Annotated in this window: 8 protein-coding genes; 4 read left to right on the top strand and 4 right to left on the bottom strand. The window is 66.9% G+C overall.

The genetic code is table 11. The features are described 5' to 3' along the window. Window positions 1-218 precede the first annotated feature (218 nt). Window positions 219-788: a hypothetical protein gene (locus ASE78_RS09175; protein ID WP_156351383.1), complete on the top strand. Its 570-nt coding sequence runs from the start codon at window positions 219-221 to the stop codon at window positions 786-788. On the opposite strand, the gene ASE78_RS09170 is transcribed toward ASE78_RS09175, so the two are convergent. Further along, a complete protein-coding gene (locus tag ASE78_RS09170; RefSeq protein WP_056495971.1) occupies window positions 749-1,849 on the bottom strand; it encodes a glycosyltransferase in 1,101 nt (366 codons plus the stop codon). The genes ASE78_RS09175 and ASE78_RS09170 overlap by 40 nt on opposite strands. A gap of 142 nt (window positions 1,850-1,991) precedes the next feature. Here ASE78_RS09170 and ASE78_RS09165 point away from each other — a divergent pair, with 142 nt between their 5' ends. After that, complete coding sequence (locus tag ASE78_RS09165) at window positions 1,992-2,762, top strand: hypothetical protein (protein WP_056495968.1); 771 nt, start codon at window positions 1,992-1,994, stop codon at window positions 2,760-2,762. A gap of 4 nt (window positions 2,763-2,766) precedes the next feature. Here the strand turns inward: ASE78_RS09165 and ASE78_RS09160 are convergent, their stop codons facing one another. From ASE78_RS09160 to galB, 3 genes are all read right to left on the bottom strand, one after another. Next, the gene (locus ASE78_RS09160; protein WP_056495965.1) at window positions 2,767-4,197 is read right to left on the bottom strand and encodes a hypothetical protein; all 1,431 of its coding nucleotides are present in this window, start codon (window positions 4,195-4,197) and stop codon (window positions 2,767-2,769) included. A gap of 25 nt (window positions 4,198-4,222) precedes the next feature. Then, entirely contained in the window at window positions 4,223-5,833 is a 1,611-nt protein-coding gene (locus tag ASE78_RS09155; protein WP_082467099.1) for an inorganic phosphate transporter, read from the bottom strand. Between the two features lie 163 nt (window positions 5,834-5,996). Continuing rightward, window positions 5,997-8,681 carry a beta-galactosidase GalB gene (galB, locus tag ASE78_RS09150; protein ID WP_056495963.1) on the bottom strand — a complete coding sequence of 895 codons (2,685 nt, stop codon included), beginning with the start codon at window positions 8,679-8,681 and terminating at the stop codon, window positions 5,997-5,999. Between the two features lie 218 nt (window positions 8,682-8,899). Between galB and ASE78_RS09145 the strand changes: the two genes are divergently transcribed. Both ASE78_RS09145 and ASE78_RS09140 read left to right on the top strand, forming a co-directional pair. Next, window positions 8,900-10,003, top strand: a complete 1,104-nt coding sequence (locus ASE78_RS09145; RefSeq protein WP_056495959.1) for a glycoside hydrolase family 43 protein — start codon at window positions 8,900-8,902, stop codon at window positions 10,001-10,003. 159 nt (window positions 10,004-10,162) lie between these two features. Then, a complete protein-coding gene (locus tag ASE78_RS09140; RefSeq protein WP_235514961.1) occupies window positions 10,163-13,387 on the top strand; it encodes a TonB-dependent receptor in 3,225 nt (1,074 codons plus the stop codon). Window positions 13,388-13,514: the final 127 nt, after the last annotated feature.

The raw sequence follows: 13,514 nt of genomic DNA, 5'->3' as shown, positions 1-13,514 counted from the left end.
GGGTTGGGGGTGGGTCGGCCCGAGAGGAAACGTAAGCGCTCCACAACCGGCCAACCCACCCCCACCCCCTCCCTTTCAGGGAGGGGAGCAGATTGGGAAGCCATTCCGTTAAATGTCGATCGGTCCCAAGAGCGAATCCACCAAATCTGCATGCCGGCTCGATACCCGCCGCACATCGTCCGCCTATCGTCCGATCGATCACGACGATGGAGGCTCCGATGCGTACAGTCCGGCGACCCACCTTTCCCTGGCGGCTTCTCGGATGGAGTGGCCTCGCCGGTCTGTTGCTGCTGCCATGGGCGGCGGGCGCACCATGGACGCCGGCGGATTACGGCTTCGCCGCCGCGATGTTCGCCGCACTCGGCGGGATGATCGAGCTGGCGGTGCGCACCTCGGGCAACCCCGCCTATCGCGCGGGCGCGATCGTCGCGATCGGCACCGCCTTCCTGCTGCTATGGAGCAACGCCGCGGTCGGCCTGCTCGGCGACGGGGATAATCCAGCCAATGCAGTGTTCCTGATCGTCCTCGCCATCGCCATCCTCGGCGGGCTGTTCGTCCGGTTCGGCAACGCCGGCATGGTCCGCGTGATGCAGGGCACCGCGCTTGCCCAGTTGCTTGCCGGCACGCTCGGCTGGACCTTGGGCTGGGCCGCGCCGGGCGGGCAGGGCGTGTATGAAGTCACGCTCGGCATCGCCCTGTTCGGCACGCTCTGGCTGGTCGCCGCGGGATGCTTCGCCCGCGCCGCGCGTCACTCCGCCCAGAGCCGTACCGCCAGCCCTTCGATATAATCGGCGGCATGGGCGGCGGCGGCGGGATCGTACAGCGCCGCCAGCGCCGCCGGATCGAGCGCCTTCGCCGCGTCGAGCAGCCCGCGCCAGGGGCTGAGCGACCCCGGCCAGCGGTGCAGCGCCACCGCCGCGCCGACCTCGGCCAGCCGGTCGGCCTTGCGCGTCTGTTCGGCGAAATAGCGCCATTCGGGCGCGCAGATATAGGGCCGGCCGACCCGCGCGATCTCGTGCACCGTATTGTCCCCGGCCGACGCGATGACGACGTCGGCCGCCGCGATATGATCGGTGACGTTCGCGACCCAGCCCTTCTCCACCAGATTGCCGAAGTCGGTTTCATGCCCCTCGCGGTGGACCGGTCCGATCACCAGCCACAGCGCGTCCGGCACCGCCCGCGCCGCCATCGTCAGCGGCGCATAGGGCGTCCCCGCCCCGCCCCCGCCGGTGAGCACCAGTACGACCTCGCGGTTCGGATCGATCCCCAGCCTTGCCCGCGCCTCGGCTTTCGATGGCACCGGATCGGTCGTGGTACACAGGCCGCCGGTGTAGCAGGTCTTGGCCCGCGCCCAGTCGGGGAAATCATCCTGCTCGATGCCCTCATCGAACGGCGCCAGCAAGCCAACGCACGCCTGATAGGCACCCAGATGCCCCGGATCGGTCCGGTCGCCGTGCATGCGGATCTTGATCGCCGGTACGCTCGCGATCCGCGCCATCAGCGCGATTTCCGCCGACACGTCGACCACGAACAGCGCAGGGCCGACATCGTCGAGATGGTCGAGGATCGTGCGCATCGTCCGCCGCGTCGCATCGACGCCCAACGGCACGCAGTGCAGCACCTCGGGCGTCGGCTGGTCGAACAGCGCCCGCGTCGGCACCGGCGCGCCGATCATGTTGGGCAGTTCGATCAGCTCGATCGGCCGGTCGAACCCGTCGAACAGGTCGGGCCGCGCACACAGGATCGTCACGCGCCGTTCGGGCGGCAGTTCGCGGATGATCGCCATCGCGCGATTGGCGTGTCCGCGCCCTTGATGATGGATGAAGAAGGTGATCGGCCGTGTCGTCATATATCCCCCGGAGAACCCGACTATCGACAGCGGCGTACGCTGCGTTCCGGCCGGGGAACCCTTGTTCGCACCCGGCGTATCCCGCATAGCTAAGTTATTGCGGTAGCGCAACAATTTCCGATCCGATCGCTAGGAATTACCCATGCCCGAACGCTGGACCAGCCCCCGTCCCGGCCTGTCGCTGCTTCGGCGCGGGCACGCCCCGATCCGGGCGATCCAGGTCTATGGACAACGCTGTTCGGGCACCAACGTGCTGATCCGCTCGATCGAGGCGAACCTCGGGCCTGCCGCCTTTACGGAAAGCTGCGGTTTCAAACACTGGTTCGTGCCCGAACAGGTGTTGTTCCCGCGCGACGTGATGGTGCTGGTGATCGCGCGCGATGCCGTAGACTGGGTGCGCAGCCTGCACCGCCAGCCATGGCACGCCCATCCCGAGCTCAAGGCGCTCGGCTTCTCCGACTTCATCCGCGCGCCGTGGCACAGCTATTGGGACCAGGAATTCTGGGGGGTCGACAGCGACCATCCGGTGCTGGGGCGCGAGATGCTGCACGAACGCTGTCCCATGACCGGCGACCGGTTCGCCAACCCGCTCGCCAAGCGGACCGCGAAGCTGCGCCACTGGAGCGAGCTTGGCGACCGCGCGCACCATGTCGCGCTGCTCGGGCAGGATGCGTTCCTCGCCGATCCGCAGGGGGTGATCGACGCTCTGGCGGCGGCCACCGGCCTCACCCGCAGCGAACCCTTCGTGTCGCACGACAGCTACAAGGGGCAGGGTTTCCGCAAGTTCGTGCCGACCCGCTACGATCGGGTATCGGACGCCGACCTTGCCCATATCCACGCATGGCTCGACCCGGACGTGGAGGCGCGCTTCGGTTTCGACATCCCTGCGGCCCAGGCGCAGGCCGCCGAATAAACGATCAGGCGGGGCGTCGCCGCAGCAGCAGCAGCAGCACCGCCAGCATCGCGCCCGCCACCACCGACCAGATCGCCAGCCCCTGCCACGGGGTAAAGCCCAGCCATTCGTCGGCGACGGTGCGCAGATAGCCCGGATCGAACCGCTCGACGAACACGCCGTCGCGCACCGCCCGCTCGACCGTGCCCGGCGCGGTGATCTCGGCGCTGGCGATCGCCATGTTGAGCACGACCGATCCGGCGAGCAACGCCGCCACCGCCAGCCGCGACCAGCGCAGTGCGCGCGCCCAGAACATGCCGATGCCGAGGCACAGGAACCCCACGGCGGGCAGCGCATGGCGCGGACCGGTCGCATTGCCGCCGTCCCAGTAATAATAGGAGGCGTTGATGAGGAACGGCAGCACCGCCCCGCCCAGCGCCAGCCATCCGACCGCGCGGGTACGCGCATCGGCGATCAGCAGCGCGATCCCGAATGGCGCGACGATCAGGATCGGCGCGACCCACAGCATGCCCCGCCGCTCGCCGAAGGTTAGTTGATACAGGACACCGGGTTTGGGATAGGTCAGCCCGAACAGCCCCTCCTGCATCCCTGCGAAATCGGTGACGCCCGAATAGCCGAGGCGAAACACCGTCCCGAACGCGAACCAGTTGTAGCCGAGCAGCAGGACCAGCGCGCTCGCCCCCGCCGCCAGCACGATTCCCGCCGCCCGGCCCTGTTCGGCGCGGTTCCGGTCGCGCAGGCTCCATAGCGCGTACAGCCCGACCGGCAGTCCGGCGATCAGCGCCGAATGCTCGATCAGCACCGCCCAGCCCAGCGCCAGCCCGGCGACCAGCGGATAGCGCCACGGGATCGCGGGCGACGCGCTCCCCCGCCACACCGCCCAGCCGGCGATCACCAGCAACGCCGCCACCGGCGCATGGCCGAAGATCGTCGTCGACCATCCCCAGACGGTCGTGCCCAGCCCATAGCTCAGCGCGGCGACGACGCCCGCGCCCGCATCATCCGTCAGGCCGCGCACCCAGCCATACAGCAGCATCGCCGCCAGCGCGGTAAGGCCCGCGCAGACCAGCGCCGCGACCAGCCGGATACGGATTTTCAGGAAGCGATTGAAGCCGGGATCCTCGAACGCCGGGGTATAGTCGCTCGACGTCACCCCCGACAGCCGGTCGGCCACCGCGACGACCGGCAGCGCGAGCAATGTCATGCCCGGCGCCTTATCCGAATAATAATGCTCGCCGAACCGTGCCTTGTCGATCGTCAGCGGCGCGTAACGGTCGATCGTCGCATCGCCCTGTTCGACGATCGCGATCGCGGCGAACATCCGCACCGCGTTGTTCGGATTAAACTCCCACGACCCGAACCATGCGCACGAAAACCATGTCAGCAGCAGGATCGCCCAAGCGACGGGATCGCGCTGCAACGGCGGGGTCGGCATGGTCCTGCGTTCCCCGCCGCCGAAATCAGAACAGCTTGTTGAGCAGGAAGTACAGCGACCCCGACAGCAGCACCGACACCGGCAGCGTCAGCACCCATGCCATCAGCAGGTTGCGCACCGTCGCCATCTGCAAACCAGACCGGTTGGCCGCCATCGTTCCGGCCACGCCCGACGACAGGACATGCGTGGTCGACACCGGCAGGCCGAGGCTGTCGGCGCCGAAGATCGTGCCCATCGCCACCAGTTCGGCCGATGCGCCCTGCGCATAGGTCAGGTGGGTCTTGCCGATCTTCTCGCCGACCGTCACGACGATCCGCTTCCACCCGACCATGGTGCCGAGCCCGAGCGCGAAGGCGACCGCGACCTTCACCCACAGCGGGATGAAGCGCGTGCCCGAATCGAGCGAGCCGCGATATTCGGTCAGCACCTGCCTGTCGGCGTCGGTCAGCGCCAGCGCATTCTCCTTCGACAGCCGCTTGATCGCTTCCGACGTCAGATACATGTCGTTGCGCATGTTGCCGCTGACGGCGGCGGGCACCTTGGCCAGACGGCCATATTCGCGGACCTGCTGGTCGATCGTGCCGATCAGCGTCGATACGGCGGGCACGGTGTCGGCGGCGATCTTGTGCGAGGCGATGTAGCTTTGCGCCTGGGTGCGGGCAGTCGCTTCGTCGGGCGCGGCCTGCACCTGCGCACGCGGGCCGAGCACGCGGAGCGCGGCGGCGCTGTTGGTGGCGAACTGCGCCTCATATTGCGCGGGCACCGCGCGGTTGAGCGCATAGGCGGTGGGCACCGTGCCGATCAGGATCAGCATGATGAGCCCCATGCCCTTCTGCCCGTCGTTCGATCCATGGGCGAAGCTGACGCCGGTGCAGGTAAAGATCAGCAGGCAGCGGATCCACAGCGGCGGCGGCGTATCGGCGACCGGTGCTTCATACAGCGCGCGGTTGCGCACCAGCGTCTTCATCGCAAGAAACAGCAACGCCGCCACGCCGAAACCGATCGCGGGCGATACCAGCAGCGCCTTGCCGATGTCCGCCGCCTTGTCCCAGTCGACGCCGGCCGAACCGCTGCGCCCCTGGATGATCGCATTCGCCACGCCGACGCCGATGATCGATCCGATCAGCGTGTGCGACGACGACGACGGAATGCCGAGCGCCCAGGTGGCGAGGTTCCACACGATCGCCGCGATCAGCAGCGCGAACACCATCGCGAAGCCCGACGCCGATCCGGCGCCAAGGATCAGCTCGACCGGCAGCAGCGAGATGATCCCAAACGCCACCGCCCCCGTCGACAACAGCACGCCGAGGAAATTGAACACCCCGGACCACACGACGGCGACATGCGCCGGCATCGAATTGGTGTAGATCACCGTCGCCACCGCATTGGCGGTGTCGTGGAAACCGTTGACGAATTCGAAGCCGAGCGCGATCACCAGCGCCAGCAACAGCAGCGCGAAGGGCATCAGCGTCAGCGGATCGACGCTGACGGCGGCGGCATCGCGATAGACGTTGTAGAACACGTATCCGAGCGCGGCGATGATCGCCACAACGAACCCAAGGGAACCGGCACGACCGAAATTGTCGTCCAGTTTCGGGCCGGGGCGTCCATCCCGCTCCAGCGCTGCGCTCGTCATCGATATTCCCCTGCCGAATGAACGGGTCGTCCTATCGACGAAGTGTGACAGCTTCACACCGCCCGGGTGTCGGCATCGCGCCGGGCGAGCGGCCCATAGCGGATGGATCAGGCTTTGGCGATATTGTTCGGTCGCATCGCCGGCACCCCGCCGGCGGCCGCGATCAGCCGGGCGGAACCGGCGTGATGACGACCCGCGCCGGGACCAGTCCGTCGGCCTCGGCGATCAGCGTGATCGGCCCGCGCGCGCCTTCGTCGGCGCGGACGATCGCCAGTGCCTTGCCGTTGAAGGCATGCCGCACCGCCGAGGGAAAGGCGGTCAGGTCGGTCGGATCGCCGTTGTCGGTCGCGACCAGCACGCCCGGCCCCTCCACCCGGAAGCGGACCGGCGGCTTGGCCGCCGGCGCGACTCGCTGCGCCGCATCGACCACGTCGAGCGTGACGAAGGCGAGGTCGCGGCCGTCCGCCGTGATCCGGTTGCGATCGACGCTGGCCTTCAACGCGGTCGCCGCACCGGTCGTCGCCACGGTTTCGCTCGCCCATGGCTGGCCGTTCTTCCACGTCACGACCTTCACCTCGCCCGGCTGGTACGTCACGAAATCCCAACGGAAGCGATAGGCATAGGGCGCGCGCTTCACCCGGCCCTGCGACACGCCGTTCACGAACAGCTCCGCCTCGTCCGCCGAGCTGAACACCTGCACCGGCGTCACCTGCCCCTCGCGGCCGGGCCAGCTCCAGTGCGGCAGGATATGCGCGAATTTCAGGGTGGGCCGCCAGCGCGCCTGATACAGCCAGTAGCGGTCCTTCGGAAAACCGGCGAGATCGACGATCCCCGAATAGGAGCTGCGCGAGGTATAATAGGGCGTCGGCTCGCCCAGATAATCGAAGCCGGTCCACACGAACTCGCCCGCGACTCCCGGATTCTGGTCGATCGCCGACCATTCGCGGTCGGGCGTCGATCCGAAATCGGCGGCGTGCAGTTCATACGCGCTCACCTGATGCGTTACCGGATCGCCGCCCGAGCCGGGGCGTACCGGCCCGCTGACGCTGCCCGACACCGGGAACAGATATTCGCCGCGACTGCTCAGCGCCGACGCGCTCTCGCTCTCGAACAATACCTTGGTCGGGAATTTCGCGCGGAAACCGGGATATTGTCCCGGCAGCGTGCGGATGCCGCCGCCCTGATAGTTGATGTTGATGACGTCGACTTCGGCCGGAAGCGGCATGTCGGGCTTGGCATAGTTCATCGCGGTCGTCGTCGGCCGCGTATCCTCCTGCCGCACGATCGACACCAGTTCGCGTGCGATCTTCGCCCCCTCCTCGCCGGTATATTGCTCGCCCACCTCGTTGCCGACACTCCACAGCATGATCGACGGGTGGTTGCGGTCGCGCCGCAGCATCGCGCGCAGATCGGCTTCGTGCCAGTCGGGAAAGATCAGGTGGAAATCGAGCGGGGTCTTCTTGCGCTCCCACGAATCGAACACCTCGTCGATCACGAGGAAGCCCATGCGATCGGTCAGTTCGAGCAGCCCCGGCGCCGGCGGATTGTGGCTCAGCCGGATCGCATTGACGCCCATCTCGCGCAGGATCTCCAACTGCCGCTCGGCCGCGCGCATGTTGAACGCCGCGCCGATCGCGCCGAGGTCATGGTGGTTGTTGACGCCGTTCAGCGTCACCGCCTCGCCATTGACCAGAACGCCCCGCGCACCTTCGAACCGGATGTCGCGCACGCCGAAGCGCGTCTCGTAGCTGTCGACCAGCCGCCCGTTCCGCCGCACCTGCGATACCGCAACATAGCGGTTGGGTGCCTGTGTCGGCGGCGGTCCCCACAGCCGCGGATGGGCGATGGTGGTACGCCCGTCGAACCGGGCGGTCGCCTTTGCCGCCACCGTCTGCCGCACCGGCGCGATCCGCGCCACCGCCTTGCCCGTGCGCGCGCCATTGGCGTCGAGTGCGTAGAGGTCGCTCGTCACCTCGACGGTCGCGGGGGTGGTGCCGTCATTGTCGACGCTCAGCGCCAGCGTGACCTCGGCCGCCTCCTTCGACACGCTGGGCGTCCGCACGACGCTGCCCCATTGCGCGACATGCACCGGCCGGGTCTTCACCAGCCACACGTCGCGGTAGAGGCCGGCGCCGGGATACCAGCGCGCCGATTCGGGCGGATTGTCGAGCCGGATCGACAACTGGTTGCGCTGGCCCGGCACGACATAGGGCGTCAGATCAAGCCGCCAGCTATTATAGCCATAGGGCCAGCCGCCGACGAGATGCCCGTTCAGCCAGACGGTGGCATAGGCCATCGCTCCTTCGACATCGAGGAACACCGATTTGCCGCGATCGGCGGCGGCGATGTCGATCGTCCGGCGATACCATGCCGGCCCCCAGGTCCTGAGCCGCCCCATGCCGCCATAGGGGCCGTCCTTCAGAAACGGTCCGGCGATCGCCCAGTCGTGCGGCAACCGCACCCGTTGCCACGCGGCATCGTCGAAGGTCGCACGGACATAGGGAACGTCGCTGCCCGGATCGCCCGCCGGCCGGACATGACGCTTCGCCGGATCGGCGATGAAGGCATTGGCGCTGGGCAGGATCCACGGTTTCAACACCCGCTGGTTCGCCGCGTCGACCACGACCGCCGCATCGGGCATGGCGTCGGCGACCTTGCCGTCGGCGCTGCGCTCGACCACCGGCCGCACGTCGTACCGCAGGTCGACGGTGTTCCCTGCCGGATCGCCCTGCTGGAACCGCCACTCGTCCAGCCGGATGCGTTGCGTCTGGGCCTCGGCGACCGGACTGACCAATATCGTCAGCGCGATCGCGCAGGCGGCGTACCGATGATCGGGATACCGCGGCATTGTCTCTCCTTGGGCCGGGTTATTTCTCGTTACCGCTATCATCCCCGGCGATCGACCGATCGTCAACCTGCCATATGCCATCCGTGGTTTGGCATTCGCCCGTTATATTGTAAGACCAATGACCACGCCGTGCTGGGCGAACGCGACCTTGCCCAACCGGCGGTGATAGCGCTAACGATCGGCCTGACCACCGGCGATGGCGGCGATCAGGAGAGACGATGACCAGAATGACTTGGGCGGCGACCATGTCCGCCGCGATGCTCGCGTCGTGCACCACCACGGCCCCGACCCCGCGCGTGACGGCCAGTGCCGCCGCCCCCGCCGCGCGGTCCGATCCGGCGCGCTATCTGTCGCAGCCGCTGGTCAGCGAAATCTACACCGCCGACCCCTCGGCACATGTGTGGAACGGCAAGATCTACGTCTACCCCAGCCATGACATCGACGGGCCGACCCCCGAGGACGATCTGGGCGCGCATTTCGAGATGCGCGACTATCGCGTAATGAGCATGGACCGCGTCGGCGGGCCGGTCACGCTGCATCCGGTCGCGCTCGACGTGGCGCAGGTGCCATGGGCCGCCAGCCAGATGTGGGCGCCCGATGCCGCGAAGAAGGGCGATACCTATTATCTCTATTTCCCGGCCAAGGACCGGCAGGGCGCGTTCCGCATCGGCGTCGCCACCTCCAAATCGCCGACCGGCCCGTTCGTGCCCAACCCCCAGCCGATCAAGGGCAGCTTCTCGATCGATCCGGCGGTATTCACCGACGACGACGGTCGCAGCTATATGTATTTCGGGGGAATCTGGGGCGGGCAGTTGCAACGCAACACCACCGGCACCTACGATCCGAACGGCTCCAAGACCGACCTGATGGCCGACGACAAGCCGGCCCTCATGCCCAAGGTCGCCGCGCTCGACGGCAGCATGACCGAATTCGCCGAGGCCCCGCGCGACGTCGTGATCCTCGATCCGCAGGGCAAGCCGCTGCTCGGCGGCGATCACGACCGGCGTTTCTTCGAAGCGTCGTGGATGCACAAATATAACGGCAAATATTATTTCAGCTATTCGACCGGCGATACGCACTACATCAACTATGCGATCGGCACCTCGCCCTACGGACCGTTCACCTATACCGGCCGCATCCTCGATCCGGTCGAGGGCTGGACGACGCATCATTCGATCGTGAAGGCGAACGGCAAATGGTGGCTGTTCTATGCCGACACGCAATTGTCGGGACAGACGCGGCTGCGCAACGTCAAGGTGACGGAACTGACCTATAATCCCGACGGCACGATCGTGACGATCGACCCGATGCGCCGTCGCTGACCCGGCCGGCTGCCGCCCGGTTTCGGCCGGGCGGCACGCCAGACCGGTTGCGGCAAGACGATTCATACAATTGGTCTAGCCAGTTGACGCAACCCATCTGATAGCGCTACCACCTTTCCATCAGACCGCGAATCCGCGGCGTCATTGGGGAGAGGTTTCATGGCCACCACGGGTTTGTTGCGTCGCGCGGGTTCGCTCTCGATGCTGTTGCTGGGCACCACCGCCTGGCCGGTGCTGGCGCAGACCACCACCCCGCCGACCGCCACCGTCGTCACCGAAACCACCGCCGCCGAGGCGCAGGCACAGGATGGTGCCGGCGCGACCCAGCCGACCGCGATCGATTCGACCGCGCAGGCCCCGGCCGACCCGTCCACCACCGGCAATGACGACATCGTCGTCACCGGCTACCGTGCGTCGCTGACCAGCCAGACGAACGCCAAGCGCAATTCGATCGGCTTCACCGACACGATCTTCGCCGAGGACATCGGCAAGTTTCCCGACACCAACATCGCCGAATCGGTCAACCGCATCCCCGGCGTGACCATCAGCCGCGAAGTGACCGGCGAAGGTGCCAACGTCGCGATCCGTGGCCTTGGCACCAACTTCACCCGCGTGCTGCTGAACGGCGCGCCGGCGGCGATCGCCTCGGTCCGCTTCGATGCGCAGAGCACCAACCGCGAAGTCGACCTCGACCTGATCCCGACCGAGCTGTTCACCCAGTTGACCGTCAGCAAGTCCCCGACCGCCAGCCAGATCGAAGGGGGTGCTGCCGGCACGGTCAACCTGCGTTCGGCACGGCCGTTCGACAATCCCAAGCCCTATATCAGCTATGGCCTTCAGGGTTCGAAGGTCAGCACCGCCGACAAATGGGGCTATCGCGGCCATGTGCTGGCCAGCGCGACCTTCGGCGACTTCGGCATTCTCGTCGGCGGCGCGGCGGTCAAGAACCAGTTCCGCGTCGACGGGTTCGAGACGGTCGGCTGGACCAACCCCAATCTGACCGCCGCACAGAGCAGCTCGGCGACCCGCAACGCGACCGGCGGCGGCAACTTCACCATTCCGACGACCGTCCCCGCCAATGCCGGCAACGGCCTGATCGCCGGTACGGTGATCGATCAGGCGTTCCTGCTGCGCAACAATCCGGGTGCGACGATCGACCAGATCGACAACGGCATCCTGCCGCGCCTCGGCCGGCCGCGCACCGAAATCGGCGAACGCACCCGCTACAACGGTCTCGTCAGCCTCGAATGGCGGCCGAGCGACGCGCTGCACTTCTATGTCGATGGCATGTACGCCAAGCGCGATACCGAATTCACCCGCACCGCGATGAACTGGGCGGTGCGCAACGGCGCGGCGATCCCGCTCAACACCACCTATGACAAGACCGACTGTTCGGCCGGTTGCACCGTCACCGGCGGCACCTATGCCAATGCGCAGTTCTTCCTCGAATATCGCCCCTACAAGGACACGCAGGACTATTGGGGCGTGAACCCCGGTGCCGAGTTCGTCGTCAACGATTTCATCAAGGGCGATCTGCAGGCCAACTACACGCAGAGCAACTTCCGCCGCGAAAGCCCGACCTTCCTCGTCATCACCCCGCCGAGCAGCGGGACGACCGTCACCTACAAGAACGACGGCGGCATTCCGTCGATCACCAGCAACGTCGATCTCAACAATCCGGCCAATTTCGGCTGGGCGGGCGGCGGCCGCGTCAACCTGAACGGCGAGGAGCGCAAGACCGAGACGCGCGGCATCCGCGGCAGCCTGTTGTTCGGCGACGAAAAGCGTTTCAGCGTCCGCGTCGGTGGCGCCTATGACGACGTCAGCCGCCGGATCACGCCGTTCGACAACACCATTCCGTGGCAGGCCGCGATCTGTGGCAACAACCCCAGCGTGGTGCTGCCCAGCCCGAACCGCCAGCCGATCTGCGACGGCGCCAACCTGCCCGGCACGGTCGCGCCCTCGGGCTATCCGACCTATCCGGCGTACGGCACGGCGGCGACCGTCGGCGGCGCGCCGCTCGTCTATCGCGGGTCGATCATCCCGACGGCGGCGGTCCCCTCCTATCTGCTGCCCGGCGACAATGGCTTCGTCACCGTCGACTGGAACAAGGTGAAGGCGGCGACCGGGTACGACCAGTTGCTCGCCGGCGCGACCGAGACGGGGGCGGGCAGCAGCGGCGCCAACGGCGGCCTGATCCGCGAAAAGGTGACGGGCACCTTCGTCGAGATGAACGGCGTGTTCGACGTGGGCGACGAGGACACCATCCGCCTGAACGGCGGCGTGCGCTATGTCCGTACCGAACAGGTCGTCGGCGGGCGCACCACCGTGCCCAATCCGCTCAACACGCGGAACGGCGTGACCTGCCCGGGCAGCAGCGCCAACAACTTCGCGCTCGACGGGTCGTGCTATGCGCCGATCATCAACTTCACCGAGACGAACCGGCTCTATTCCAACTTCCTGCCCTCGGCGAGCATCGCCTACAACTTCGGGCGCAAGGCGGTGGCGCGCGGCTCGATCTCGCGGACGATGACCCGGCCCGATCCGAACCAGCTCCTGCCCGGCGCCAGCTTCGTCCAGCCATCGGCCGACGTCGGCACGCTCGGCAACAACGCGCTCAACCCGTATATCTCGGACAATATCGACCTCGGCTTCGAATATTATACCGGCGGCGAAGGCGTGATCGCGGTGGCGGCGTTCCGCAAATCGATCACCGGCTTCACCATCAACGGCGTCAACACCGTTCCCTTCTCGACGCTCGAACCGTTCGGCATCACCTTCTCGTCGCTGACGCAGGCGCAGCAGCAGGCGCTGATCGATCGCGCCCGCCCCTCGGGCATCGCCCCCGAACAGGTGCTGATCCAGATCCAGCAGCAGGTGAACGCCAACGGCAAGCTGAAGGTCAACGGTCTGGAATTCCAGATCACCCAGCCGCTCGACTTCCTGACGCGCCATATCGGCGTCGAGGGCTTCGGCGTGCAGGGCAACCTGACGCTGATCGACCAGAAGGGTGAAGGCACCGGCGCCCCCGCCGTCGCGCTAGGCGTCGCCCCCACCACCTATACGCTGACCGGCTATTATGAGGGCAACGGCCTGTCGACGCGGCTGACCTACACCTACAACGAAGGGTCGCAGGGTTCGGGGCTGAACCAGAACGGCATCACCAACGGCGCGATCTTCGGCCGCAACTATGGTCAGCTCGACTTCTCGGGCAACGTCGACCTCGGCAAGATCCTCGGCAACGATTATCTGCCGACCGTCGTCGTCAACGTCATCAACATCACCAAGCAGGCGCAGGCGAGCTACTTCCAGTTCCCCAACGCGACCTTCAACGAATACAACCCCGGCCGCACGCTGCTGGTCGGCATCCGCGGCCGCTTCTGATCGGTCCGGTTCAACCCTTCCCTCCCCTGACGTGGTCGGCATCCGTGCCGGCCACGTTTTTTTATGCCGGATGACCGAAACGTCACGATCCGGCCAGCCGGCGGTAGCATCCGGCGCGTCAGATGGT

It is taken from the genome of Sphingomonas sp. Leaf25 (assembly GCF_001421635.1).
GTDB lineage: Bacteria > Pseudomonadota > Alphaproteobacteria > Sphingomonadales > Sphingomonadaceae > Sphingomonas.
The sequence above is the reverse complement of the archived record's forward strand: the minus strand, read 5'-3'. Positions and strand labels throughout refer to the sequence as shown.